Here is a 24,794-nt window from a genome sequence, read left to right as displayed (position 1 = left end):
AGAAGGTGGCCGAGCGAAGCTCGGTCGGATGAGGGGTGCTGGAAGGATCGCTACCTCGAAGACGTAAGCACTTTAAATTCCTCGACATTTGCGCGCCGCATTTCTTCCAACACCCCTCATCCGTCTTGGCGCTACGCGCCAATCCACCTTCTCCCACAAGGGGAGAAGGGAAGACAGGTGTCTATTTCACCGCGCCCGCGGTCATACCCATGATCAGATAGCGCTCCAGCGCGATGCCGATGACGGCAAGCGGCGTGATCGCGGCGGTGGCCAGCGCCGCCATCGACCACCAGTTGATGCCTTGCGAGCCGGTCTGGCTCGCCACCATCACGGGAATGGTCTTGGCGTCAGTCGAGGTCAGGAGTGCGGCGAAGAAATACTCGTTCCAGCACAGCACCATTGCCAGGATGAAGGCGGCGACCATGCCCGGCAGGGCGATCGGCATGACGATGCGGAAGAAGGCGCCCCAGATCGACAGGCCGTCGACGAGCGCTGCCTCCTCCAGCTCGACAGGGATCGAGTTGAATTGGTCGCGCATGATCCAGATGACGATCGGCAGCACCATCAGCGTGTAGAGCAGGATCAGCCCGATGCGCGTGTCGAGCATGCCGACTTCCCGATACAGCACGAGAAAGGGCAAAGCGAGCACCACCGGCGGCAGGATCAGCTGCGACAGGAAGAAGAAGGAGATGTCCTCATTCTTGAACCAGGCGAAGTGATAGCGGTAGCGGGTGAGGCCGTAAGCGGCGAGGCTGCCGATGACAATGGCGAGGCTCGACGCGCCGACCGAGGTGATGACCGAATTCATGAAGCGCTTGATGAACTCGTCGCGTACCGTCGACGTCCGGAAGATCGAATCCGGTGACAGGCCGAGCGAGCGCCAGCCCTTCCAGTCCGGCCGGAAGTCGACGAAGGGGATGAGATGGCCCTGGGTGACGTCGACGGCCGTCTTGAAGGAGGTGGTTATCGTCCAGTAGATCGGAAACAGGCAGATGAAGGCCCAGAACACCAGCGCGCCATAGATGAAGACGCGGTTGGCGAAAAAGCTTGCCGGCGAGCGGATTTCGGAAGCGGCATACTCGGTGGTCTGAACGCTCATGTTGCCGCCCCAATCAATTGACGTTGCGCACGAAGCGGTTGGCGAATTTCAACAGCCACGTCACGAACACGATGATGATGATCAAATAAGCCATCGCCAGCATGGTGCCGTAGCCGACATTCGAGCGGTCGCGATACTCGCGATAGATGAAGCTTGAGACGGAATCGGTTGCACCACCCGGGCCGCCCGAGGTGACGGTGATGATGATGTCGGCAAGCTTCAGCTTGAAGATGATGCGCAGGATGATTGCTGTCACTGACACCGGCAGCATCAGCGGGAAGGTGACCTGCCAGAAGGTCTGCCAGGCATTGGCGCCATCTACCCTGGCCGCCTCAAGCACCTCGCGTGACATCGCCTGAAGGCCGGCGAGCAGCATGATCATCATGAACGGGATGAACGTCCAGGCATCCAGCACCATGATCGAGATGCGGGCGGTGATCGGGTTGGAGAAGAAGGCGGGATTTTCCCAGCCGAGCTGGCGCGCCAGCGTTGCGGCTGGCCCGAACCGGTACTCCATCAGCGATTTGCCGATCATCCACGACACTGCGACCGGCGACAGCATCAACGGCATGAGGAAGACGACGCGGAAGAATTTGCGCGCCCGGATCTGTGCGTTGAGAAGCAGTGCGAGACCAAAAGCGATGACATATTCGACCAGCACCGCGAGCACATAGAGCACCATGTTGAACAGCGCGTTGCGGTAGTAAGGGTCGGCCAGCATCTGCCAGAAATTGTCGAGCCCGTTGAACTTCCGGCCGGAGAAGGAACTGAGGTTCCAGTCGGTTAGCGCGATGTAGAAACCGAACAGTGTCGGGAAGATCACCATGGCGATGGTGAACAGCAGCGCCGGCAGCAGGAACAGCGCGCGCTGGCCGTCTTCGCCGCGCGTCAGCACCTGGCCGATGCCGAGCGCAACACCCCACAGCACATAGGCATAGACGACCGGCCGCCAGGTCTCGAACCCGATGGTGTCGACCTCTGTCTTGTAGAGGATCTGAACTGCGATCACCGCCAGAAGGCCGAGCGTCGCAGCGGCCATCAAAGCCCGGCCGAGCCGCTTGCGGCCCGGCGATATCAGATCGGATGGAGCGGCGTTTGCCGGCCACGCATTCGTGGGCAAGGTCTGGTCAGCCACGCGTCTCGTCCGTTCACTAAATGCTTTAATGACCGGCTCGCCGGTCTAGGTGCAGTCCGGCGGCTTCGCGTCGCCGGACCACGGTTCACCACAGTCTCAGCCTACATGCCGAGCGAGGCTTTGTAGAGCTTGACCTGATTTTCGCGGCCGATCTGGTCGGTCAGCTTCTCCCAGGCGGCTGCGATGGCGTCGGCGCCTTCCTGCGCCTTCATCTTTCCGGCGAACGTGTTGGCCAGAATGTCCTCGGCGGCGCTGTAGTATTGGAAGATGCCGGGGATGCGCGGCTCGATCGCGGCGTTCGGATGGTTGTAGCTGTCGGCTTCCGACTTGAGATACGAGGTGATGAACGCCTCGTCGTAACCGGCCGCCACCCATTCCGGAATGTCGAAATGCGAGTTGCGGTAGGGCTGGAAGCCGGACGGATATGCCGCGCACCAGAGCGACAGGTCCTTGCCGCCGAGATGCGCCGCGGCAGACCAGGCCGCCTTCTTCTTCTTTTCGTCGCTGTCGACGCGGGCCATGACATAGACACCCCAGCCGAGATAGGCGCAGTTCGGCGCATAGTTCGGGCCGCTGGCCAGCTTGTCCCACTGGCCGGTCTTGGAATTGTAGACGTCGTCCGAGCCCGGCAGGATCGAGAAGCCGGTGACATCGCCGACGACCGACGAGTCGTTGGTCTTGACGTTGGAGCCGACGTCGCCCCACCAGGTGACCATCGAACCGGTTCCGGCCAGGAACTGCTGGAAGGCGGTGGTGTTCGGGTCGGCGTTGATCTGGTCGGCGGGTTCCGACGGAAGCGCGTCGATCACATCCTGGATCGCCCGCACCCAGGCCGGATTGTTGATGCGCGGCTTCATCGTGTCGGCGTCGAACAGCCAGGCCTTGTCGTCGGGATGCTTGGCATAAGCGCTGGCGCGGCTGCCGAGGAAGTAGAAGCCGAAACCGCCCCACGCCTTGGGCGCGTCGAGATAGCCAAAGACGTCCTGGCCCTGGAACTGCTTGCCCTTGAGGAATTTGGTCACGGCCTGCACCTGCTGCCAGGTCTTCGGCACGCCCCATTCGCCTTCGCCGCCGCCATCTTTCCACGCCTTGGCGAGGTCGGCATCGGCGAACACGTCGGTGCGGTAGTTGAAGTTATGCGCGTCGCCGTCGACGGTCACGCGATACTGCTTGCCGTCCCAGGTGCCGACCGGAGGCTGCAAATAGGCCACGACGTCCTTCATGTCGATCTGGTCCTTGACCCAGTCCGGCATTTCGGAGGTCAGGCCCTTGCCGCAGACGTCGCCTTCGAACGGCGCGCCCATTTCGATGATGTCGAAATCGACGGTGCCGGTGGCGATCGACTGCTGCAGGCGGGCGTTGTAGTCCGCCTGCGCCAGGTCGATCCAGTTGATCTTGGCGCCGGTATAGGTCTCCCACGGCTTCAGGAAGCCGCGAAACAGCACATTGTGCAGGTTCTGGTTGTTGAGCCCCATGAAGGTGAGCTCGACGCCGGCGAACTCGCCTTCCTTGACGTTGGACTTGGTCGCCTCCAGGCAAAGCTCGCCGACCTGCTGGAAGTCGGCATCTGTCGGCTGGCCCTTGCCGACACCGGGGATTTGCAGGATCTGCGCGCGCAGCTCGCTTGCTGCGGAGGCCGGTCGCGTCAGCGCGCCAAGCCCGGCGCCGGATGCCGCTGCGATCGCGGCCATGCTGGCCGCACCCTTGAGGACATCGCGGCGAGTGGCTCCCGCGCGCATAAATTGGTTGTAAAGGCTGACTTTCATTTTATTCCTCCCAGAATTTCAATGGTGATCGTTCAGATGTTTGGAGCGCTGGACGTGTTCCCCAACAACAGCGACTCATAGAAATAGCGGCCCAAGTTTCCTTCCGCGACGCTCCGATTTCCGTGGTCCGGACTAACGTGCCGGCGCGCCCGGAACAGGGTCATAACCCGAGCCCTTTCACTATTCTCACAACCAAGTGCCGTGTCAACGAGAATGGAGTTTTTTATCTATAAAAGACTGACTTGCCCTCGCGGTTTGCCTTGTTTAGCTTCACCGCAACGAAAGGGGGGCCAATGGCTCAAGTCGCGATCAGCAATGTGGCCAAGGCGTTCGGAACCGTCAAGGTCCTGCACGGTGTCAGCGTCGACATCGCCGACGGGCAGTTCGTGGTGCTGGTCGGTCCTTCGGGGTGCGGCAAGTCCACGCTGCTCAGGATGGTGGCGGGGCTGGAAACCGTTTCAGGTGGCACCATCGCCATCGGCGACCGCGTCGTCAACCATCTGCCGCCGGCCAAGCGCGACATCGCCATGGTGTTCCAGAATTACGCGCTCTATCCGCACAAAACGGTCGAGCAGAACATGGCCTTTGCGCTGAAGCTGCGGAAGACCGACCCGGCGGTGGTCGCCGAGCGGGTCAAGCGCGCAGCCGATATCCTCGACCTCAATCCGTACCTCAAGCGCTATCCGCGCCAGCTCTCGGGCGGCCAGCGCCAGCGTGTCGCCATGGGCCGCGCCATCGTGCGCAACCCGCAGGTATTCCTGTTCGACGAGCCGCTGTCTAACCTCGACGCAAAGCTGCGCGTGCAGATGCGCACCGAGATCAAGGAACTGCACCAGCGGCTGAAGACCACCACCATCTATGTCACGCACGACCAGATCGAGGCCATGACCATGGCCGACAAGATCGTCGTGATGCGCGACGGCCGCATCGAGCAGGTCGGCGCGCCGCTGGAACTGTTCGACCGGCCGGCCAATCTGTTCGTCGCCGGCTTCATCGGCTCGCCGTCGATGAACCTGCTCAAGGGCGTGGTGCGCAAAGGCGACAAGCCCGTCGTCGAGATTGCCGGGACGCCGTTCCCGATTGCCGCGAACAGTAAGGTGGAGGATGGTCGCAATGTCGTCTACGGCGTCAGGCCCGAGCATCTCGAAATCCACCCCGACGGCGTGCCGGCAAAGATTTCCGTGGTCGAGCCCACCGGTTCTGAAACGCTGGTCTTCCTGCGTTTCGGTGAAGGCGAGATGGTGGCGCTGTTCCGTGAGCGCCACGACTTCAAGCCGGGCGACACGCTGCACCTGAAACCACGGCTCGACCAGGTCCATCTCTTCGACTCAGAGACCGGCCGTCGTCTCTAACTTCACATCAAAAAAAGCCCGTTCGGGAGGAATGCCATGCTCAAAGGGATCAATCCGCTGCTCAATGCCGACGTGCTCCAGGCGCTGCGGGCGATGGGCCATGGCGACGATTTGATCATCGCCGACACCAACTTCCCCTCCGATTCGGTGGCGCGCCAGACCGTGCTTGGCCGATTGCTGCGCATCGACGCGCCGGCGGCGGACGTGGTCAAGGCGGTGCTGTCGCTCTATCCGTTGGACAATTTCGTCGACGATGCGGCCGCCCGCATGGAGATCGTCGGCAAGCCGGACGAAATCCCCACCGTGCAACAGGAAGTGCAAAAGGAGATCGACGCTGCCGAGGGCAAGCCATGGCCGATGATCTCGGTCGAGCGTTACGCCTTCTACGAACGCGCCAAGAAGGCCTATTGCGTCATCCAGACCGGCGAGCGCCGCTTCTATGGCTGTTTTGCGTTCCGCAAGGGCGTTGTTCCGCCGAACGCGGAGTAGGGAGATGCCAGGCAAGCCTGTCGTCATATTGGGCGTCTTCGTCGCCGACACTGCCTACCGCGCCAGCCGCCAGCCGCGCATGGGCGAGACGATCCTTGGCACATCCTTCACGCTTGGCCCGGGCGGCAAGGGGTCGAACCAGGCGGTTGCGGCCGGCCGTCTTGGCGCCGACGTCACCTTCTTGACGCGCCTCGGTGTCGATCCCTTTGCCGATATGGCCAGGCAGACCTGGGCGCAGGCCGGCGTGAGGAGCGCCGTCATCGACACGCCGCAGAGTTATACGGGTGCGGCCTATATCTTCGTCGAGGAGGCGACCGGCAACAACGCCATCATCGTCAGCCCCGGTGCCGCCATGCTGATTTCGCCCGACGACATCGCGGCTAACGCCGGCCTGATCCGCTCGGCCGGCGTCTTCGTCACCCAGCTCGAGCAGCCGATCGAGGCGGCGCTGCGGGCGCTGGAGATCGCGCGCGAGGCAGGGGTGACGACCATCCTCAACCCGGCGCCGGCGGCGAGCCTGCCTGAGCGCATCTATACGCTCTGCGATTATGTCACACCCAACGAGACCGAAGCCGAGGAATTGACCGGCATCAAGGTTTCCTCCCTCGACGATGCCCGCCGCGCCGCCGAAAGCCTGCTCGGCAAGGGCGTCGGTGCGGTGATCATCACGCTTGGCGAAAAAGGCGCGCTGCTGCACACGGCCAGCCGTTCCGACCATGTTCCCGTGGTCAACGCCGGCCCTGTGGTCGAGACCACCGGCGCGGGCGATGCCTTCAACGGCGGCCTGGCCGCAGCACTTGCGAGAGGGATGGAGCCGCTTCAAGCAGTCCGCTTCGCTTGCGCCGTCGCGGGAATTTCAGTCACCCGGCCCGGCACCGCACCGTCGATGCCGACGTTGCAGGAGGTCGAGGCGTTGCTGGCTAAGGGTTGAGGCCGCGCAGCCTCACCGGCGCTCTCAACTTTGTTCCGTTCCGACCACGGGTGACATATTAGCCACAGTTAATGTGAATCAGCAAACCTGTCTTGTGCCATTGGCATAGTTGTCCCGTAATGGGTCACTGGGTCTGGCGCCGCAATTGCATGGACAACGATACCGGGGCCAACCTTGCCCCGGCAGTCCGGGGGGTAGTCTGGGGGACCCTGCCGCTTCGCAAATGGAGCGGCAGGCTCTTTCACGGCTGAGTTTGAAAGCCGCCTAAATTGCTGCTGGGTCTGCGGCAGCTAGTTAGCCGCGAACGCCCGACAATTCCCGGACCTCTGCCCGCAGCGCCTGGATCTCCGCGAGGATGGTGGCCTGATCGCTATGCAGCGTTGCCCTGTCGGCCGATTCTACCGCCTCGTGCTCGGCCTCCATCGCCGAAACGATCACGCCGATGAACAGATTGAGCACGGTGAACGAGGTCGCGATGATGAACGGGATGAAGAACAGCCAGGCGGTCGGATAGACCTCCATGACCGGGCGTACCACGCCGTCCGACCAGCCTTCGAGAGTCATGACCTGGAAAAGCGTGAAGAGCGACTCCGGTATGCCGCCGAACAACTCGGGAAAGGACGAGCCGTAGAGCTTCGTCGCCATCACCGCAAAGACGTAGAACACCAGTCCGAGCAACAGCATGATCGAGCCCATGCCGGGCAGGGCGGTGATGAAGCCGGTGACCACACGGCGCAGCGACGGAACGATGCTGATCAGGCGCAGGACCCGCAGGATGCGCAGCGCTCTCAGCACGGAGAGCGAACCGGTCGCGGGGATAAGCGCGAAACCGACGACGAGGAGGTCGAAGATGCGCCACGGATCGCGGAAGAAATGCGTCCTGTAGACGATCACCCGGATTGCGAGCTCGAGCACGAAGACGCTGAGGATTACGCGGTCGATGGCCGTCAGGAGAGGGCCAAAAGCAGCAATCGCGTCGGGCGAGGTCTCGAGGCCGAGCGTGACGGCGTTGATCAGGATCAGGACCATGATCGCGAGGTCGAAGCGGCGCGATTCGATGAGCGATTTCAGGGCGTCCAAGGCTTCTTCTCCGTTAGAGCATCGACCCAAAGTGGGAACCGGGCCCAAAAGTGGGAACCGGATCTGGGAAAATCCAATGCTCAAACGCATATGGCCGGCTTGTGACGCAACGAGTACAAAAAGTTGAAACTCTCAGGAAACTGAAAGTTGAAACTTTTTGTACGAAAGGACTTGAGCCATTCAAAAAAGAATGGCGCGAGTGACGGGGCTCGAACCCGCGACCTCCGGCGTGACAGGCCGGCACTCTAACCAACTGAGCTACACCCGCGCAAGACGAGCACGTGTCAGCCGTGTTCGTCGTTGGGGCGGTGGATAAGGGGTAAGCCGCCGGGTGTCAAGCGGAGCAGGACAGCATAACAGCAAACAGGAGAAGGTTTTTTGACAGGCAGGATTTTGTTGCCGAATCCGATCAGCGGCAAGGGCATTGTGCGCTCATTTGGCCTTGCGAAGCTTGCCCTAACTGCTTAAAGGTCCGGCCCGGAGCGGGCGATTAGCTCAGTTGGTAGAGCGCTTCGTTTACACCGAAGATGTCGGCGGTTCGAGCCCGTCATCGCCCACCATAAAATCAAGGCCTTAGCGCTAAAATACGAAGCGCTCCTATGGTTCACTGAACCTCTTCGCGCCGGGCGGACCCAGTCTGCCTGGCGCTTCGAGAATCGCAGAATTTCCAGTTTTAACGAGATTCAACAAGACTTTAGCCAATAGCAAATCAACCGGCATGCCTGCACATCTCGGGCATGAGAATTTTAGACTGGTTCAGAAGCGAAAAGCGGGCGATGCAATACGCGGACTACATGTGGCTTGTGCCGCTGTCGTCCACGGGCGTTGCGGTGTCAGCCGAGACGGCGCTTACGTCGCCGACAACGTTGGCGTGTTTTCGGCTTTTGACTGACGTCATCTCCACGCTGCCTCTGCACCTCTACCAGCGCTTGCCGGAAGGCGGAAAGAAGCGCGCTGAGCATCCCGTCGAAAAGCTTTTGGCAGGATTCACCGCCCCGTGGGAGAGCTCTGAGAGCTTTCGCAAGAAAGTGACTAGCGATGCGATCCTTCGCGCCGACGGCCTGGCCGTGGCGATCAAAGTCCGGGGCGAAACTCGCGAGATCCACAGGCTAGACCCTTCCGCCGTCAAGATCGAATGCGACCGCGCAACGGGAGAGCCAAAATACACCGCGACGCTCGCGGATGGCGGCACCAAGGAATACCGCTGGCAGGATATCGTCCATCTTCCCGGCATCTTCACCGGAGGGCCTCACTCCAAGTCGATTATCGACCTCGCCCGCGAAGCGATCGGCATCGATATTGTTATGGCTCAGCACCAGGCGAAACTATTCGCCAACGGCGCCCGCCCCGCAGGACTGTTGAAGGTTCCGGGCAAACTCACCGAACCGGCAGTCAACCGCATACGGGAGTCTTGGAACTCTCAGCACCAAGGATCCGACAACAGCGGCAAGACGGCAATCTTAGAGGGCGGCGTTGAGTTCGAGCCCATAAGCTTGAACAGCACAGACGCGCAATTTCTCGAATTGAGAAAGCTGGCCATTGAAGATATCGCCCGAGCCTTCGGCGTGCCAAGCATTCTCATCGGCAGTCTCGACCGGGCTACGTGGAAAAACGCTGAGGAGTTATCCCGGCAGTTTTTGACCTATACCTTGCGGCCGTGGCTCAACGCCTGGCAGGCCGCGCTTGAGCGGGCTCTTCTGACCGCGAAAGAGCGCGACAGTCTTTTCATCGAATTCACCACTGACGACCTCGTGCGCGCCGATCTGGCAGCCAGGTTCGACGCATTCTTCAAAAGCGTTGGAGGCCCGTGGCTCACGGCTAATGAGGCCCGCGCCGCTGACAACCATGCGCCGGTCGATGGCGGTGACGTCCTTCGAACGCCACTGAACACCGCACCCGCCACAACCCCCAAAAAGGATCTAAATGAAGATGACGTCGCAGCCGCGTAAGAAGGTGGTCCCGGAGACCCTCCGCGAAGAAATGAAGCCCCGGCCGTTTCCAATCGAGGGAATTGGCCTGGCGCTTTATACCACGCCGATCGACCTCGCAAACCTTCAGGCCGCCTTGGACGAGGAAGGCCAGCTTGTTGTTTTGAATCGGCTCCTCAGAGCGGACATCGCTGCAATTAACGCGGCCGCTCAGCACTGCCTGATGAACCCGGACGGGACCGCTTGGAGCGGCGAAGTCGACTCGCTGCCGGTGAGCGTGATGGAACTGGGTCAACTTCTCGCCGACACGGTTCACCGTCGCATCTTCGGACGCGCTCTGAAAATCGAGGCTGGCGGCGATGCGTGAGAACATCGACGTCCTCGAGCTAAGACTTAGTGCGCCGGCAGACGACGGAACGCTTGAGGGCATCGCCGTGCCGTTCAATCAGGTCGATAGCTACGGCACGACATTCGATCGCCGCGCCTTCACTGGCCTGGCCGGTCGCAAGATCCCTTTGCTGTGGTCGCATCGTCAAGACGAAGTGATCGGGCAGGCCACAGACTTCACCGCCGATGATGCCGGGCTGCGAATGATCGGACGTCTGAATATGGAGGTCGGGCGCGCCCGCGAAATTCGCAGCATGCTTATCGCAGGCGACGTCTCCGGGATCTCGGTGGGCTTCGAAACGATCAAAGACGAGCGCAAGGCTGGCGGCATCCGCCACATCACTGAAGCCCGTTTGCATGAAATCAGTCTGGTTGCGCTGCCGAGTATCCCCGGCGCCCGCGTGACCTCAGTTCGACACGGCCGGGACGGCGCGGCGGCCGCATTTATCACCGCAGTGCATGCGGCTACCCGCGCTTTCTCAGAAGGAAAATCAAAATGAAGCATCAGCGAATTGAAACACGCTCGGCCGCGCGGCTGGAGACCCGCAACGAGCCGGATCCGATCGAAGCGGCAACGCAGGCGGTTGCGGAAATGCGCACGGCGTTCGACGCCCGCATGACCGGCCTGGACGAACTCACGGCTCGCATTGACGAGATCGAGACGCGCGCGGCGCGGCCCGGCACTCAGCAACGGACCGAAGAACCGACAATGGAACGGCGGGCCTTCGTCGGCTACGTCCGAAGCGGCCGGGAAGCACTTAGTGCCGAGGAGACCCGCGCACTACGCGTCGGCGACGACACGGCCGGCGGTTTCCTCGCACCTCCGGAATTCTCAACCGAGATGATCCGAGAGCTTGTCGAGTACAGCCCCATTCGCGAGGCGGCACGCGTCGGCTCAACCGCCCGCGGCTCTGTCATTTTCCCGAAGCGGACGGCGATCACTACGGCACTCTGGGAAGGCGAAACGGAGGACTCTGAAGAGTCGGAACCGGCGTTCGGTCAGCAGGAAATCTTCGTTCACGAAATGAGGACCTACACTGACGTTTCGAACAAACTGCTCGAGGATTCAGCCGTCAACATCGAATCCGAACTCAGCATGGCGTTCGCCGAAGACTTTGGCCAGAAGGAGGGAATCTCTTTCGTAAACGGGACGGGAGTGAAGCAGCCCGAAGGCGTCATGGTAAATGCCGATATCGCCTACACGGCGAACGGGCATGCGACGGTCTTGGCCGCTGATCCTCTTATCACCCTGCTCTACGCGCTGCCGAAAGCCTATCGATCGCGCGGCGCCTGGATGATGAATGGAACAACGCTGGCGACGATCCGCAAGCTGAAAGACGGTCAGAACAATTACCTCTGGCAACCGTCGTTCCAGGCAGGTGAACCTGAGACCATTCTTGGCCGCCCTGTCGTCGAAGCGGTCGACATGCCCGATATCGAAAGCGGCGCCTTCCCGATTCTGTATGGCGACTTTGCCGGCGGCTATCGGATCTATGACCGCCTCGGCCTCAGCGTGCTGCGTGACCCGTTCACACAGGCAAAGAGCGGCCTTGTCCGCTTCCACGCCCGTCGCCGCGTCGGTGGTGCTGTCACCCAAGCCGCACGCTTCCGCAAGCTCAAGATGGCGACTTCGTAAGCGGCGCCCAAGGAAACAAGGAACAAGAAAATGCGTGATCTTTCAAACCACATCGCAACGCGCCAATGCATCGCCCCGGCGTTGCGATCAAGCTACACCGTCACCGGAACGGCGATCGATATTCTTGGCTTCGAGAGCTTGGCGTTCTCAGTGCATGTCGGGGACTGGACTGACGGCGAACACGTCGTTTCTCTCGAGCATTCGGAAGACGACATTTCCTATGATGCTGTTGCCGCCCGCTACATTACGGGCACAGCGTTGGAGGACGGCACGTTTTTCGAGCTGACGATCGGAGACAATGGCGACAGCCCTTCAGGGCCAGCCTACGAGAATGAAAACCTCGTCTTCGGCTACGTCGGAGATCGCAGGTTTGTGAGGGCGAAAATCGTCAGCCTGAGTGCGGTTACGGGCGCATTCATCGGCATCGACGCCATCCTCGGCCACGCTCACCAGCGACCAACCTGAATAGGACGTGGCCCCACCTCCTAGAGGCCCACGCGATCGGGCCGCAAACGGCAGCAGACCTCCCCGGGGCCAGTCCTAGTGTGCGTGCATTAGGGGTCAAGGTCTGCAAGGTCGCAACTAGGCGGACGGTCACGGCGCGTGGCTGTCCGCCAATCCCAGAAAGGGCTAGATCATGCACGACCCCTATGAAGACAACCAGCCAGGCCCTGAATCGCTAGGCCGGTCCGCACGTCTTGTCGTTCCATCAGACGACAATGACCTCCCCGTGGTCGCGAAAAGTGTCGTGTGTACCACGGCCGGCAACATCAGCGTGGTTCCAATTGGGAACGCTGACTATACGCCGGTTCCCTTCGTCGATGTCCCTGCGGGCTATCTCGTCCCCTTTCAGGTTCGGCGCGTCATGGCCACTGGCACGACGGCGACTGCTTGGACATTGGAAGACTGATGCCCAACGCTCCCGATCGCCTATGCAGTTGCGGCAAGCGTGTCCGTTACGGCTGCCTCTGTGCCTGCCAGGTCGCACGCCGTCAGGCTGCAGAAGAGAAGCGCCTCACCCCGCGCCAACGTGGCTACAGCAAGAAGTGGGATGTTGAAGCGAAGGCGTTCCTCAGCCTGCCAGTCAATCGGCTGTGTGCCTGTGGCTGTGGCCGCGCATCACAGATGGTCGATCACAAGATCCCTCACCGTGGCAACCCGCAACTCATGTGGGACAGAAGCAACTGGCAACCCATGACCACCGCCTGCCACAGCCGGAAGACGGCCAAGCACGATGGCGGCTTCGGCAACCCGAAACGGGAGGGGGGGTCTCGAGCTTTGGGCAGATTCGCGGGGGACCGCGCCCCCCAGTCAGAAAAAAACAACGCCGAAAAAATCCGGCCGATCGATGGTGATTCCCTATGGCGCTGATGAGGCTATCTCCCCCGGCGATCGAGCCTGTCGATCTGACAGAGGCAAAGGCGCATTTGAACATCTTCGGAAGTGACGATGATGCGCTGCTTGCACGCCTCATCTTGTCCGCGGTCGCGTCTCTCGACGGACCCTACGGCGATCTTGGGCGATGCCTAATCAGTCAGAGGTGGAGGCTAACGCTTGATGCCTTCCCCTCCGGCGCGATCGTCATCCCCATGCCGCCGACGATCTCTGTTGAGACGCTCTCCTACTTCGATTCATCCGGAGTCGAGACGACAGAACAACTCGACGCTACCGGCGACAGTCCGCCTGCTACGAGTGACAACTTCCACGTCACCGGGCTTGGAAGCGACTCGAAAGCGCGGATAGAAAGCCTCAATGGCTGGCCTTCCACCTATCCGCGCTCAGGGGTTGTGAACGTCGAATTCACTGCAGGGTATGGAACAACCGACAGTGATGTTCCCGAAGATGTGCGCAACCTCATCCTGGCGCGCGTCGCTGCGGCCTATGCCGTGCGGGAATCGACCGTCATCGGGATCCAACAAGGCGCCAATGCGGAGACTGACGCCGTCCTCGATCGATACCGCACGAGGGCCTTCTGATGATCGATGGTCTAAAAAAGCTGGAGCAAAAGCTTGCCCGCATGTCCCGCCCGTCGAAGACGGAGATCAGAGGGGCTCTGACGAAGGGCGCCGATCGAATTGCGAACCTCGCTAGGAACCTGGTCCCGGTCGAAGATGGTGACTTGAAGCGCTCTATCCGGACGGAACAAGGCCGGCATGAACTGGCTATGGATGTGAAGGCGGGCGGAGATCTGACGCAACGGCCCGTGCGCACCGGCGTGACGGCCCCCGAGTTCGATTACGCCGGCGCAGTCGAAGGTAAGTCACCCTACTTCTTTCCGGCTTACAGGGCCGTCAAGAAGAGCGTTCAGCGTGACATTTCGAAGGCAATCAAGAACGCGGCCTCGCTGGATTCAAAGTCATGATCGCCGCCGGCCGCATGGATCGCAGGATCAATATACAGCGGGTGACAGAAAGCCGAGACCCCACATATGGGGCGGTCACTGAGACTTGGTCGGATTGGAAGACTGGCGTGCATGCCGGTCTCACCCAGTCGACCGGGCGCGAGTATCTCAACACCGATCAGCCAGTTTCCGAGAGGCGGAAAGTTTTCCTAGTCCGCTATATCGACGGGCTCAGGGTACGCGATCGCATCGTTTTCGACTCCGCAAGCTATGACATCCGAGACATTCGAGAGATCGGCCGGCGCCGCTTTCAGGAAGTGCATTGCGAGGCAACGACATGACCAGAGGTCCGGTTCGCGTTCGCCGCGTTGTCGCCGCTCAGAAGGCCCCGCAAACGCCGGCGTGGGTGCCAGCAATCGCGGTCGACGTCTATCAACGTGTCACGTCGGACCTCAGCACAAAGGGACTACTGAACGACGGCAACCGGGATCTTGTCGAGATCTACGTCGGGACCGTCGCCGCTATCCGCCGGCTGAACGCCGCGATCGAAAAGGACGGCACGACACTGCGGGAGAAAGGCAAGGCGCTGCGAGTGCATCCGGCTTTCGCCATGCTCACCGAAAAGGAGAAGCAAGCGCGCATGCTCGCCGGTCGACTGGGGCTGATCGAAGACACCAGGGCGGCCCAGCGGAAAGCCGGAACAGACGTCTCAACCTCCGACGACGAAGAGGAGTTTGACGACCTGTGAACATCCGGCCGGAATGGATCTTTGACGACTCCCCGCTTGCTGACCCGCATGGGTTCGGTGAACGCGCCGTCACGTTCATTCGCAAGCTCAAGCACCCGAAGTCGACCGCGGCGAAACACGCCTTCCAACTGGACAGATGGCAAGAGCGTATCGTTCGGCGGGTCTATGGCGACACGGACGTGAGCGGCCGACGTAAGGTTCGAACAGTCTATCTGAGAGTGGGTCGCGGCAACCGCAAGACGTCGCTTGTCGGCGCTCTGGCGCTACTGCATCTCGTCGGACCTGAGCGCGTGCCCGGAGGCCTTGGCATCGCGGCGGCGTCTGATCGCAACCAGGCAAAGCTTACGTGGGAGGAAACAACCTCGATTGTCGGCATGTCGGCAAGATTGAGCGAGGCGACAGAAAAACGCGAAGCTCCGGTCTACAGCGTGACGCACCCGAAGACGCGAAGCCGGTTCGAAGCCATCTCGAGCGACGGAGATTCCAAGCACGGCAAGACGCCGACGTTTGTTGTTACGGATGAGATACACGCCTGGCAGGGGCGGCGCCTGTGGGCGGCTCTGACAACCGGCCTGGTGAAAGTCCCCGGAACGCTCCACCTCATCACCACGACCGCCGGCGCCGGGCAGAACACACTTGCTTACGATATGGAGACCTACGCCCGCGCCGTTGCATCCGGTGAAATCGAAGACCCGTCGTTCCTGCCGATCGTGTTCGAGACGCCTGAGGAGTTCGACTGGCGCGACGAGGCGGGCTGGAGCTTCGCTAATCCTGGTCTGGAGATCGGCTACCCGGATCTTGCCGGGCTGCGCACCATGGCCCGCCAAGCGGGACACATGCCGGCGGTGAAGGCCGAATTCGAACAGTATCACCTGAACCGCTGGCGTGAGGCTTCGCTGTCTCCGTGGCTGGACATGGAGGTCTATGACGAAGGCGCGGACCCAATCGACGAAGCCGAGCTCGAGGGCGAAGATTGCTGGATCGGAGTCGATTACGGCATGGTCGGAGACCTCACCGCGATCGCGGCGGCGTTCCCTGATGGTGATCGAATTCGCGTGCTGGTTTGGGCCATGGCGCCGGAAGCGACGCTCTTGGAGAAGGCTGAACGGGACGGCATGCCGTACCTTCAGTGGCGCGATGACGGCCACCTCATGCCGACGGAGGGAAACATCGTCGACCGCAAGGCACTCTCAGATTTCCTCCGCACTCTGTGCGAGCGATTCCATGTCAGAGAGATCGCCTACGATCCTTACAAATTGACCGAGACCATGGCCGAACTTTCGGAAGACGGCCTTCCGGTCGTTGCCATGCGTCAAGGCTGGGCAACCATGGGACCGGCCGTCGAAAGCCTCCAGGCGGCTATTCTCGCGAAACGCCTACAGCATGGCGGCAATCCTGTGCTCCGGGCTCATGCGGCCAACGTGGTAACGCGCGTCGATCCGGTCGGAAATCAGAGCTTCCACAAGGGTAAGAGCAAGGGCCGAATTGATGCTGTAGTGGCCGCGACCATGGCCGTTCATCGCGCCGTTACCGGCGAAGCGCCGTCTCCCTACGAGGAGCGCGGAATAGTGTTTGTGGGGTAAAGAATGGCCGACACATCAGACGATCATAGGCTAGTCGTCTCGCTCGAGGCGAGGATCAGAAACTACGAGAAGGCGATCGAAAGGGCCCAGCGCGAAACGTCGCGCCGCATGAAGGGAATCGAGGACGCACTTAAGGGTCCGCGCGCGGAAATGGGCAGGTTTGAAAAGGCCGGCGTTAAGATGGCGTCAGGCTTCTCCAGATCAGTTGCAAAGACCTCCGCGACGCTTTCGAGCTTTGCAACCGGGATTGTGGCCGGCGGTGCATTTGCTGCCATAACGTCCCTTACGGGCGCTTTGGCCAAGGCTAGGCAATCGCTTTCCGACTTTGAGGGGATCGCCAATGCGGCACGGACAACCGGGCTTAGAACGGACTTTTTCCAGGCGATCTCCTTCGGGGCGCTTCAGGCCGACGTCAGTCAGGAAAAGCTGAACGCTGGCCTGGAGATCTTTGCGAAGAACGCAGGTCTAGCGCAACAAGGAACCGGTGCGCTGTATTCGGGCTTGAAGAACCTCAATCCGGAATTGCTCAAGGCCCTTCTCAGCACGCACGATCAGAACGAGCGGCTGCGCCTTGTGGCGGACGCAATGAAGCAGACCACAGACGCAACAAAGCAAGCGGCTTTGGCGACAACCGTCTTCGGCAAGGGCGGCATTGAACTTGTCCGGGTGCTCGATGGCGGCGCCGCGGCGCTGGACAAGTTCAAGCGTCGAGCGGCCGGACTTGGGCTGATCATCCCAGACGACCTCCTGCAAAGGGCCGGCGAACTCGATGATAAGCTGGAGATCCTGTCGAAGGTGATCGATGTGAACTTGAGCCAAGCTCTTGTTCACCTGGCACCGTTACTCGTCTCAGCATCGGAGGGGGCTGCGAGGTTCGCTCAGGAGTTCAACGCGCTCACCAACCTGGTCAACAACTTCACGACCAACCCGACCTTGGACAATTTCCTAAAGGTCATCAACGGCGGCGCACCCGGCGGCGGCCTGATCGATCGAGCGATTGAAGGCGCCAAAAATCTTGCTTCCGAATTCGCCAGATCAACGGCAGATATCGAGGCAGATATTGCGAAGGTCAAGGCGATACTTGAAGACCTTAAGGTCCAGGCAGAGGCGGGTTTTGAAGTTGGTCTCGAGACCGACAGAGCGCTCGACAATCTGAAGGGACTGCAAGAGGAATTGGCGAGGACTTCCGCGGCCGGCGTCTCGGCAGCCAATGCAATCAGAGCGGCCTTCGCACAGGCTTTCCGAGCATCCGAAAACGCCTCAATGGCAGCCTTGGGCGCAATGACCGGAACGGAAGGAGGGTTGCCGACGGTAACGCGCTATGGCGGCACTTCTGAAGTCGCGCCAAGCGGCGGTTTCACCACTCAGCAGGATGTCAACAGTTCAGGCGTGAACGTGATCAAGCCGGTTTTGGACCAGACGGCCGGATACACAAAGGACACCGCCGACAACGTTTCGGAACTGGATCGAAACACAGAGTCCTACATCCGAAACCTTAGCTCGGTGACATCTAGCGGCTTCCAAACCATCAACACGTCGTTCGCCAACTACACCGATGTGGTGAAGTCACTTCTTGCCCAAGGCTATAGCCTCGCAAATATCGATACGAATATGGGGTCGAACATCGATACTACGCACGGTTCCGGCCAAGATCATATGTTCGGCGATGCCATAAACCCCGAGACTGGGGGCAGCTACATTTCGAGTTGGGGGATCCGCAAAATCAAAAAGGGCACTTATTCAATTGGCCCTCAAGATTACGACAAAGGACCGGGGAAGATGGGCAACATCACGGTCGGCGACATCAATGTGAACGGCGTTTCGGACGGCGCCGAAGCCGGCCGCCAAGCTGCTTATGAGTTCGTCCGGACCGTCTACGGGGCAATGAGCGGGAGGGTTTGACCATGAGTGGCGCCGCTATCGTCCGAGCCATACTCGCATCCGACGGCACAGTGACCGGTCTCGTTGGCGATCGGATTTATTACACCGTTGCACCACAAGAAGCGGCGCTCCCGCACCTGGTCATCCTGAAGGGCGGCCTAGTCGAAGAGATAATGCTGAGCGGCGCCTCGGGCTATCCGGCGGAGCGAATTACCATCGCCTGCCACGGATCTGATTTTGCGGCCGCTGAGACCCTTGGGGACGCGGTCATTGCAGCGACACGGGACAAGACTGGCACATTTGCCGGGAAATCCGCGACGGTGTGGCGGGATAGTGTTGAAGCGTCGGACTATCTGCCGGCGACCAGAACAGAGCGACGCCTTCTAGGGGTCGTGGTTAGGTGGAGGTAGGCTAATGTCCTTCAAATTAGGCAGATGGGGTGGCTTGGAGGCCCAGAGGCCTCAATCCGGGAAAGATACCACGCGGCGAACCGGCCTAATCACTCCGGGAGCGCTCGGGCGCCCTAAGCCGGCGGTCATTGGGACTGGGAGAGTTGACGGCATCCCGGTTTATGGACTGACGAAAGTAGTCCGCACGAGCTACAGCTACAAGAATTGGGCTGACCAATACTGGGATCATGGTGGCGAGCCGCTGCCCGAACCAACGACCGCCGTAACGATCAGTGCCGGTTATCTTCTATGCAAGGACTACTTCCGCCGCGGCTATAAACTGATCCGGCTCGAGGCCAACGGCGATGTCCAGTTCGACGCAGAAAACGGCTCAATTCCGAAATGCGCGTTCCGGTTCTACAATGGGCTTCAAACGGCTGTTGATCCGATCGCGACGCAGGTTGTTGGCGCAAACGCTGGTGCGCACACCGGCGACGTTCTGATTTTCCTTGAAGACTTTCCGGCGTCATCCGCGCCGACGATTACCTGTGTGATTTCAAATGCGGCGACAGATGTCGGCGGGATCGTGGAGATTGAATGGACTGGTGAAGAGCCGGTCAATCTGAACAATGCCCCACGCAATGCCTATGATCCGATCGAAGGCAGGATCTATCAGATACTAGGAAGCAACGAGATTCCCTCGTTGACCACGATGTATCTTTCGGTGCTCGACGTCGACACCGTCACGGAGCTTTACCGAGTCCCGCTCGAGGACACGACCGAATTTGTTGGCAGCAACGCCTGGATCCTGCCCCTTCGTGGGACAGGCTATGTCGTCATCCGCACCGGTACTACCTTGGATTCGAGGAGCCTGGCGAGGGTCTATAACGCTGTGACTGGGCAGATCATAGCGGAGTGGATGGAAGAACCCCACGAAGCCATCGGATGGATGATGTCCCAGCCCTTCGATGATAAGTGGCTGTTGCTTGGCGACACGGGCGGCGGCGGCGGTACATTGCTCGCCGTGATTGATATCGCCCTTGGCTCATTCTCGGTCACGCGCATAGCAGGCATTGGGGATGTGTTCTTCTCGCTCGGTCGAGTTTCCGCCGGATCCACATCATTCTTCATTCAGGGTGGCTCCACCTGCACCGAGGTGACATACGATGGTGAGACATGGTCGACCGCCATTGCCTATTCCTCATTCGGCATCGTTCAGGGAATCCAATATGATCCTCTGACTGAATACCTTCTTGTGCTCGAGGAAATCCCGACCGGCACGCACAATGTGCAGCTTGTGGCCCCGGACACAGGGGCTATCGCCGACGCCTTTACCATCTCTACCCGCGTGTTCGCGCTCACTTTTGGGGGTTCGACCGGCATCAGGGCGTTTCCAAAACCTGGGTTCGGCCTGTTCGGCTCCGGTGCTGGGTCCGAAGATCTGTGGTCCATCGACATCAATAACCACACAGCGACGCTGCTTGACGATGTCCAAGAAGAAACAGGCAACGACGCGAGAAACGGACTCTATGATCAGGCCCGCTCGTCTTACTTCGCGGCATATGGGAACACTGTTTGGACGAAGTACACGCTACCTGGCACGCAGCCGGGCCAGATCTCCCTCGAGAGCCATATCACCGACGTCCTTACCTGCCTCGGGCCTTATGACATCAACGAACTCGTTTTCGAGGGCTTTTGATCATGCGAGCACCATTTATCGACCCATCAATTCAGGCCCGCCAGTATCAGTTTCGAGGAAAAGGGCATTGCATGGACCCATTGTTCCCGGAAGGAAGCACGGCCTTCATGACCCAAGATGTCGCACCCCGCGTCGGTGATCACGTATGTGTCTACTTCAGAGATGGAACGTTTGCGGACGGCAATATCAAACACAAGATTCTGACAGCCTTCGATGATGACGCCATCAGCCTTAGCCAGTTGAACCCGCCTAAGACCATCACATTTCGACGGCGCGCAATCCTGGCCATGCATAAGATTTACGCAATCCAAGTCCCCGACGGCTGCTTCTTTGGCTTGCCTGAAGGGTCAACAAAAGCGCGGCGGACGATTGAGGACGGGGCGGTTTCGAGCGTGACAACGACCGTCAACCGACTCGTCTAACGAATGAGAAGATCAAAATGCCAATGTTATTAAATCCCTTCATGCTGTCTTCCGGAGGTGGCGGCGCAGTCGCGCCGATCGAGCTTGTCGATCAGCGACAGGATCCGGCTTTCGGATCGGCCACCAAGACGCTTGTGGCGGTCAACTTCGGTGATGAAGATGCATCGCGCATCATCGCCGTTCTGGCCACCGGTGCCGGCGCCGATCACCAGGTGACCGGCGTCACCATCGACGGCAACGCGGCCACGCTTGGCGCCAGAACCAATACCGGCCGCTCAGCCGCGATCTATTTCCTTGCGCTTCCAACAGGCGCCAGCGGCGATGTCGTCATCACCGTCTCGACAAACGGCATCTACGTGCGTACCGCCATCCTGGCACTGCGCGGTGTCGCGGCAAGCGTGTTCGACAGCGACACGCTGATCGACACCGGCGGATTCGGGACGACGTTCAACAAGTCCGTCGATGCCGATGATGCTGGCATCGTGCTGGCAGCATTCTGCGGCAACAACAAGAACGCCACCGTCACCTGGACCAACCTGACGGAAATCACCGATCTTAACCCGAACGGCGATGCCAATCAGCGTCACTCGACGGCCGGCAGCGTGATCGACAGCGCATCGACGGTGAGCGTCACCGCGGAGACCAGCGACACCACCGGCGGTTCGCTGGCGGTTGTTTCATTCGCAAGTTAAGCGCGGGCGTCGCCGGTGCAGGCGGCCCCATGCATCAATGTAGTCGTCTTCCCAGTCCCGCATGGTGTCGGACTGCGCACGGCCGTTGCCCGGCGGCGGCGTGAATTTTTGAACGTCATTCGAGATCTGGGGCGCCGCGCTCGATCATTCGCCACGCTTCAGCTTTTCCCAGTGCGCGAGGTGCGCATCCCTACCTTCCAGCTTCTCGCCGTGAAGAATGTAGTGCTGGATGAATGTGCATTTCATAACGAATGCCATTCTGATCGTTTTGGGATCGTGGTCCTTGATATCGGGCCAAATGTCCGAAATGACGGCTTTGCACGCCTCCTGCAGCTCAGGCACTTGCAGGGAAATTGGTTGTCGAGAGTGCGCGCATGCGTTGCGGATTTCACGGACTAGATCGATCAGTTTGCGGTAGGGCTTATCAACAATGCCCATTGCATATGCCATCAGTATTTTGCGTGAGAATGTTGATATTGGGCCGTCCTGTTCGAACACCGATTTGCGCGTTGACTTCGTCAACCTGGAGCGTCGGCAACTTCTCCAAGATTCTCAATTCGAGCATATCCTCGACGTTTGTTGCTGCCAGAATAATAGCGCCTCGGTCGCTTTCGTTGTCGAGATCGCGAACGGCTCTTCTTGCGTCTTCGTCATCGTCGCCGCGAAATCGAAGTTTCGCGTAACTTTTGAGGTTGGTTAGATATGCAGCCTGAGAAACCATCACTATCCCATCTCTAAAAATGTGAAATGCATATTACATATTAAAAAGGAAAGTCCATAATATCTTTGTGTTGGAGGCGCCGTCGCCAAAAGCATGAACTTAAAATATGGGAAATCCATTTTTGTCGAAGTAGCGATGCAAAAATAAACTGTAGTTTATCGAGTCTCACGTATTGTTTTTGCGCGTAACATGAATCATGATCGCGCATCGACCGAGAGTTGCATTCCCGATCGATGCGCTTGACACCCAAAAGCTATGAGGGAGCTTAAGAATGTCCGAACTGATCAATACCACAATTGCCAACCCGTCGCCAATGGACCGGATGGCCTCGTCGTCAAAAGACTACATGGCCGCGCTCGAGGAATACGTCTCAGCCAAGGGGCTCAAGCCCGTCTGGTACAGCCTAGCCGACGATGCAGATTTCAATTTCGGGTTTGTTTGTCGGCTCGAACCCGCCTGAGTTCTCCGGCCTGCCAATTGTGGCGATTTGGCCATAGCCGCCCTTCGGGGCGGCTTTTTCTTGCCCGTACAGCGTACATTACAGAGATTTAATAAATCACCGAATAACGCCTGAAAACATTGAAGCCTCGGAGGGTACTCGAAATTCCGTAAACAGCTAAGATTCCGCAGCATTGTAGACACGGCGATAATTGTAGTTATTGAACGAGTCCGACCAACAAACAAACAATGGCGGACCCAATTAATGCAGATCATACCGATCAAGGAAGTTTGCCGGCGTGTGGGGCTCTGCCGCACGACCGTGTGGCAACTTATTCGCGACGGCAAGTTCCCAAAGCTTGTCAGGCTCACGGAAAAGCGAAAAGGCTTTGTGGACGAGGAAATCGACGACTGGATTTCCGCACGCATTGCCGAGCGGGACGCGGAGGCGGCGTGATGACCAACGCCGACGAGTTCGCCAGGCTTTACCTGCAGGCTGAGGGAGCCCGGGCCCGACTCGACGCTCTTCTGAGCCAGCGCGAAGCCGCTCAGCAAGGCGGCGGGCTGTCACCCAAGCCCTCGGAGATCGATAAGGCGCGCGACCGTCTCGAGGCTGCGGAGCGGCTTTTAGAAGCACATGGGCGCATGGCGGTGCGCGTATGATCGATCTTGCCAGGGTTCAGGGAATTTTCGCCCTATTCGCCTTCGGCCTTCAGGCCGGGCGATCATCCGACGAGCTCACAATCGAAATGGTCAATCGTTGGCCGGACGCGACCAGCGAGGAGTTGGCCGCCGTAACCGAAAAATTGCGAAGGATGGATCGCGATCTAAGCGCGGCGCTATTGCTCAGGCATCCGGAGGGCAATGCATGAGCGCGCGGCGGTCAGCACCACCTTGGTTGCGATTTTTTGTGGCCGACTCGATCGCATGGACGCGCGACCTGAAGGCGGCGGAATCTGGCATCCTGATCAATCTCATAGCTCACATGCACCAACGCGGCGAGCCAATCGCCGAAGATCATCCGCGCCTGGCGCGCCTTTGCGGATGTAGCGCGCGCACCCTCTCGCGGACGATTGGCATTTTCCTAGAGGACGGTCGAATCATCCGGAGCAACGACGGGGGTCTGTGGTCAGACCTCGTTCAATCCGAAATCGATCACCGCAAAAATGTAAGCGATGTGCGCAGCAAAAATGCAGGACACCGTTGGGGAAAAACCGAGCAAAATCAAACGGCGTTTGATGCAAATGCACACCAGAGTTCAGAGTCTAGAGAAGTAGAGGAAAAGAGGAGCGACTTCGCTTCGCTAGTCGCTTCCGTCGGCGCTACGGGCGGTGACCGCTCCGCGGGGCCTTCGGCCCTTCCTCCCTCTGGTCGGAAGCCGCCCTTCGTTAGTAGCGATCTTGAGATTGATGATGATCTGGCGATCGAAAAAAGGAGGGCTGGATGATCGACCGTTACCGAAATCTTCCTCTCTTCGAGTGGAGCCCGGCGTGCCGGCTAATCAGCTTTCCACCTGGAAAGCAGGTCGGAATAATTCGCCAAGTGGCTGCAAAATGGCTGGGTCATCATAGTTCGAGACAGGCTGATGCATACGCCATTCAAGTCGACGATGAGATTCAAGAACGCTTCAGCCAACTGGGGATTCTTCCGAACGAGAAGAAACGCCTATCGGAGGAATTTTGGAATGCGGTCCGTGCTGAGATCAGAAGACAGCGACCGAGCTCGAGGCCTGGAGGGAGCGCGGCATGAAGGACGACAAAATCTGGACGGCGCGCCGGATTGCTCAGTACCTGGGCTGCAGCGAGAGCCTTATTTACGAACTGGCGAATGATCCCCGTTGCCCGATTTTTAGGCCGTCTGACCGGTATTTCGCCTTCAAAAGCGAACTTGACCTGTGGCTAAGAACGAAGTCCGGGGAGCGGCAATGACCCTTCCTCGTGCTATGACCCCGAAGATGGTTGCCGATCTCTGGCTTTGCTCAGAGCGCCATGTCCGCAACCTGATCGCCGCGGGCGATTTACCATCCTTCAAATTGGGAGGTAAGTTGCTGCGAATCAGAGGTGAGGATGTGGAGGCT

Annotated in this window: 32 protein-coding genes, 2 tRNA genes and 1 pseudogene; 28 read left to right on the top strand and 7 right to left on the bottom strand. The window is 59.6% G+C overall.

Annotated elements, in window-relative coordinates; translation table 11 throughout:
• Positions 1–181 precede the first annotated feature (181 nt).
• The 3 genes from CIT25_RS35360 to CIT25_RS35350 all read right to left on the bottom strand — a co-directional run bounded on the left by CIT25_RS35360 (position 182) and on the right by CIT25_RS35350 (position 4,000).
• Positions 182–1,099, bottom strand: coding sequence for a carbohydrate ABC transporter permease (locus tag CIT25_RS35360; protein ID WP_029353494.1), 918 nt, complete (start codon positions 1,097–1,099; stop codon positions 182–184).
• Between the two features lie 13 nt (positions 1,100–1,112).
• Positions 1,113–2,234 carry a carbohydrate ABC transporter permease gene (locus tag CIT25_RS35355; protein ID WP_095489664.1) on the bottom strand — a complete coding sequence of 374 codons (1,122 nt, stop codon included), beginning with the start codon at positions 2,232–2,234 and terminating at the stop codon, positions 1,113–1,115.
• A 101-nt stretch (positions 2,235–2,335) separates the two neighbouring features.
• Positions 2,336–4,000: an ABC transporter substrate-binding protein gene (locus tag CIT25_RS35350; RefSeq protein WP_095489663.1), complete on the bottom strand. Its 1,665-nt coding sequence runs from the start codon at positions 3,998–4,000 to the stop codon at positions 2,336–2,338.
• Between the two features lie 293 nt (positions 4,001–4,293).
• Here CIT25_RS35350 and CIT25_RS35345 point away from each other — a divergent pair, with 293 nt between their 5' ends.
• From CIT25_RS35345 to rbsK, 3 genes are read left to right on the top strand one after another with little or no spacing between them, the layout of a single operon-like run.
• Positions 4,294–5,352 (top strand): ABC transporter ATP-binding protein, encoded by a 1,059-nt coding sequence (locus CIT25_RS35345; RefSeq protein WP_095489662.1) that lies wholly within the window; start codon positions 4,294–4,296, stop codon positions 5,350–5,352.
• A 36-nt stretch (positions 5,353–5,388) separates the two neighbouring features.
• Positions 5,389–5,841, top strand: a complete 453-nt coding sequence (locus CIT25_RS35340; protein ID WP_095489661.1) for an RbsD/FucU family protein — start codon at positions 5,389–5,391, stop codon at positions 5,839–5,841.
• A 4-nt stretch (positions 5,842–5,845) separates the two neighbouring features.
• Positions 5,846–6,772, top strand: a complete 927-nt coding sequence (gene rbsK, locus CIT25_RS35335) for a ribokinase (RefSeq protein ID WP_095489660.1) — start codon at positions 5,846–5,848, stop codon at positions 6,770–6,772.
• A 294-nt stretch (positions 6,773–7,066) separates the two neighbouring features.
• On the opposite strand, the gene CIT25_RS35330 is transcribed toward rbsK, so the two are convergent.
• The gene (locus CIT25_RS35330) at positions 7,067–7,852 is read right to left on the bottom strand and encodes an ion transporter (RefSeq protein ID WP_095489659.1); all 786 of its coding nucleotides are present in this window, start codon (positions 7,850–7,852) and stop codon (positions 7,067–7,069) included.
• Positions 7,853–8,043: 191 nt separating this feature from the next.
• Positions 8,044–8,120 (bottom strand) — tRNA-Asp (locus tag CIT25_RS35325).
• A 216-nt stretch (positions 8,121–8,336) separates the two neighbouring features.
• On the opposite strand from CIT25_RS35325, the gene CIT25_RS35320 reads away from it, so the two are divergent.
• The 18 genes from CIT25_RS35320 to CIT25_RS35235 all read left to right on the top strand — a co-directional run bounded on the left by CIT25_RS35320 (position 8,337) and on the right by CIT25_RS35235 (position 21,558).
• Positions 8,337–8,412 (top strand) — tRNA-Val (locus CIT25_RS35320).
• Between the two features lie 177 nt (positions 8,413–8,589).
• The gene (locus CIT25_RS35315; protein WP_095489658.1) at positions 8,590–9,801 is read left to right on the top strand and encodes a phage portal protein; all 1,212 of its coding nucleotides are present in this window, start codon (positions 8,590–8,592) and stop codon (positions 9,799–9,801) included.
• Positions 9,776–10,147, top strand: a complete 372-nt coding sequence (locus CIT25_RS35310) for a hypothetical protein (RefSeq protein WP_095489657.1) — start codon at positions 9,776–9,778, stop codon at positions 10,145–10,147. Before CIT25_RS35315 ends, CIT25_RS35310 begins: the two co-directional genes overlap by 26 nt.
• The gene (locus CIT25_RS35305) at positions 10,140–10,667 is read left to right on the top strand and encodes an HK97 family phage prohead protease (RefSeq protein ID WP_095489656.1); all 528 of its coding nucleotides are present in this window, start codon (positions 10,140–10,142) and stop codon (positions 10,665–10,667) included. Before CIT25_RS35310 ends, CIT25_RS35305 begins: the two co-directional genes overlap by 8 nt.
• The gene (locus tag CIT25_RS35300; protein WP_095489655.1) at positions 10,664–11,803 is read left to right on the top strand and encodes a phage major capsid protein; all 1,140 of its coding nucleotides are present in this window, start codon (positions 10,664–10,666) and stop codon (positions 11,801–11,803) included. Before CIT25_RS35305 ends, CIT25_RS35300 begins: the two co-directional genes overlap by 4 nt.
• A gap of 30 nt (positions 11,804–11,833) precedes the next feature.
• Positions 11,834–12,268 (top strand): hypothetical protein, encoded by a 435-nt coding sequence (locus CIT25_RS35295; protein WP_095489654.1) that lies wholly within the window; start codon positions 11,834–11,836, stop codon positions 12,266–12,268.
• A gap of 172 nt (positions 12,269–12,440) precedes the next feature.
• Positions 12,441–12,713: a spike base protein, RCAP_Rcc01079 family gene (locus CIT25_RS38680; RefSeq protein WP_095489653.1), complete on the top strand. Its 273-nt coding sequence runs from the start codon at positions 12,441–12,443 to the stop codon at positions 12,711–12,713.
• Positions 12,713–13,174, top strand: coding sequence for an HNH endonuclease signature motif containing protein (locus tag CIT25_RS35285; RefSeq protein WP_206073047.1), 462 nt, complete (start codon positions 12,713–12,715; stop codon positions 13,172–13,174). The genes CIT25_RS38680 and CIT25_RS35285 overlap by 1 nt, the downstream gene beginning before the upstream one ends.
• Positions 13,165–13,779, top strand: a complete 615-nt coding sequence (locus CIT25_RS35280) for a head-tail connector protein (RefSeq protein WP_095489652.1) — start codon at positions 13,165–13,167, stop codon at positions 13,777–13,779. The genes CIT25_RS35285 and CIT25_RS35280 overlap by 10 nt, the downstream gene beginning before the upstream one ends.
• Positions 13,779–14,165 (top strand): HK97 gp10 family phage protein, encoded by a 387-nt coding sequence (locus tag CIT25_RS35275; RefSeq protein ID WP_095489651.1) that lies wholly within the window; start codon positions 13,779–13,781, stop codon positions 14,163–14,165. Before CIT25_RS35280 ends, CIT25_RS35275 begins: the two co-directional genes overlap by 1 nt.
• Positions 14,162–14,485: a phage head closure protein gene (locus tag CIT25_RS35270; protein WP_095489650.1), complete on the top strand. Its 324-nt coding sequence runs from the start codon at positions 14,162–14,164 to the stop codon at positions 14,483–14,485. Before CIT25_RS35275 ends, CIT25_RS35270 begins: the two co-directional genes overlap by 4 nt.
• Complete coding sequence (locus tag CIT25_RS35265; RefSeq protein WP_095489649.1) at positions 14,482–14,892, top strand: phage terminase small subunit P27 family; 411 nt, start codon at positions 14,482–14,484, stop codon at positions 14,890–14,892. The genes CIT25_RS35270 and CIT25_RS35265 overlap by 4 nt, the downstream gene beginning before the upstream one ends.
• A complete protein-coding gene (locus CIT25_RS35260) occupies positions 14,889–16,475 on the top strand; it encodes a terminase large subunit (RefSeq protein ID WP_095489648.1) in 1,587 nt (528 codons plus the stop codon). Before CIT25_RS35265 ends, CIT25_RS35260 begins: the two co-directional genes overlap by 4 nt.
• Before the next feature lie 3 nt (positions 16,476–16,478).
• The gene (locus CIT25_RS35255; protein ID WP_095489647.1) at positions 16,479–18,377 is read left to right on the top strand and encodes a hypothetical protein; all 1,899 of its coding nucleotides are present in this window, start codon (positions 16,479–16,481) and stop codon (positions 18,375–18,377) included.
• Between the two features lie 2 nt (positions 18,378–18,379).
• On the top strand, positions 18,380–18,766 hold the full coding sequence (gene gp17 / locus CIT25_RS35250; protein ID WP_095489646.1) for a tail completion protein gp17: 387 nt from the start codon (positions 18,380–18,382) through the stop codon (positions 18,764–18,766).
• Positions 18,767–18,770: 4 nt separating this feature from the next.
• Positions 18,771–20,444: a hypothetical protein gene (locus CIT25_RS35245; RefSeq protein WP_095489645.1), complete on the top strand. Its 1,674-nt coding sequence runs from the start codon at positions 18,771–18,773 to the stop codon at positions 20,442–20,444.
• A gap of 71 nt (positions 20,445–20,515) precedes the next feature.
• The gene (locus CIT25_RS35240) at positions 20,516–20,866 is read left to right on the top strand and encodes a hypothetical protein (protein WP_158302744.1); all 351 of its coding nucleotides are present in this window, start codon (positions 20,516–20,518) and stop codon (positions 20,864–20,866) included.
• A gap of 17 nt (positions 20,867–20,883) precedes the next feature.
• The gene (locus CIT25_RS35235) at positions 20,884–21,558 is read left to right on the top strand and encodes a hypothetical protein (RefSeq protein ID WP_158302743.1); all 675 of its coding nucleotides are present in this window, start codon (positions 20,884–20,886) and stop codon (positions 21,556–21,558) included.
• Positions 21,559–21,702: 144 nt separating this feature from the next.
• Here CIT25_RS35235 and CIT25_RS35230 read toward each other — a convergent pair whose 3' ends face one another.
• Complete coding sequence (locus CIT25_RS35230; RefSeq protein WP_158302742.1) at positions 21,703–22,008, bottom strand: hypothetical protein; 306 nt, start codon at positions 22,006–22,008, stop codon at positions 21,703–21,705.
• Complete coding sequence (locus CIT25_RS35225; protein ID WP_158302741.1) at positions 21,983–22,282, bottom strand: hypothetical protein; 300 nt, start codon at positions 22,280–22,282, stop codon at positions 21,983–21,985. Before CIT25_RS35225 ends, CIT25_RS35230 begins: the two co-directional genes overlap by 26 nt.
• Before the next feature lie 268 nt (positions 22,283–22,550).
• On the opposite strand from CIT25_RS35225, the gene CIT25_RS35220 reads away from it, so the two are divergent.
• The 7 genes and pseudogenes from CIT25_RS35220 to CIT25_RS38670 form a co-directional block, all read left to right on the top strand.
• Positions 22,551–22,739 (top strand): hypothetical protein, encoded by a 189-nt coding sequence (locus CIT25_RS35220; RefSeq protein ID WP_095489640.1) that lies wholly within the window; start codon positions 22,551–22,553, stop codon positions 22,737–22,739.
• A gap of 243 nt (positions 22,740–22,982) precedes the next feature.
• Positions 22,983–23,174 (top strand): helix-turn-helix transcriptional regulator, encoded by a 192-nt coding sequence (locus CIT25_RS35215; RefSeq protein ID WP_095489639.1) that lies wholly within the window; start codon positions 22,983–22,985, stop codon positions 23,172–23,174.
• Positions 23,174–23,380, top strand: a complete 207-nt coding sequence (locus tag CIT25_RS35210; RefSeq protein ID WP_095489638.1) for a hypothetical protein — start codon at positions 23,174–23,176, stop codon at positions 23,378–23,380. The genes CIT25_RS35215 and CIT25_RS35210 overlap by 1 nt, the downstream gene beginning before the upstream one ends.
• A gap of 205 nt (positions 23,381–23,585) precedes the next feature.
• The gene (locus tag CIT25_RS35205; RefSeq protein WP_158302740.1) at positions 23,586–24,164 is read left to right on the top strand and encodes a DUF1376 domain-containing protein; all 579 of its coding nucleotides are present in this window, start codon (positions 23,586–23,588) and stop codon (positions 24,162–24,164) included.
• The gene (locus tag CIT25_RS38675; protein ID WP_425351781.1) at positions 24,161–24,466 is read left to right on the top strand and encodes a DUF6074 family protein; all 306 of its coding nucleotides are present in this window, start codon (positions 24,161–24,163) and stop codon (positions 24,464–24,466) included. The genes CIT25_RS35205 and CIT25_RS38675 overlap by 4 nt, the downstream gene beginning before the upstream one ends.
• Positions 24,463–24,645 (top strand): helix-turn-helix transcriptional regulator, encoded by a 183-nt coding sequence (locus tag CIT25_RS36720; RefSeq protein ID WP_158302739.1) that lies wholly within the window; start codon positions 24,463–24,465, stop codon positions 24,643–24,645. The genes CIT25_RS38675 and CIT25_RS36720 overlap by 4 nt, the downstream gene beginning before the upstream one ends.
• Positions 24,642–24,785: pseudogene (locus CIT25_RS38670) on the top strand (helix-turn-helix domain-containing protein); the annotation flags it as partial. The gene CIT25_RS36720 and the pseudogene CIT25_RS38670, both read left to right, overlap by 4 nt.
• Positions 24,786–24,794 lie beyond the last annotated feature (9 nt).

It is taken from the genome of Mesorhizobium mediterraneum, assembly GCF_002284565.1.
GTDB classification, from domain to species: Bacteria; Pseudomonadota; Alphaproteobacteria; order Rhizobiales; family Rhizobiaceae; genus Mesorhizobium; species Mesorhizobium mediterraneum.
The sequence above is the reverse complement of the archived record's forward strand: the minus strand, read 5'-3'. Positions and strand labels throughout refer to the sequence as shown.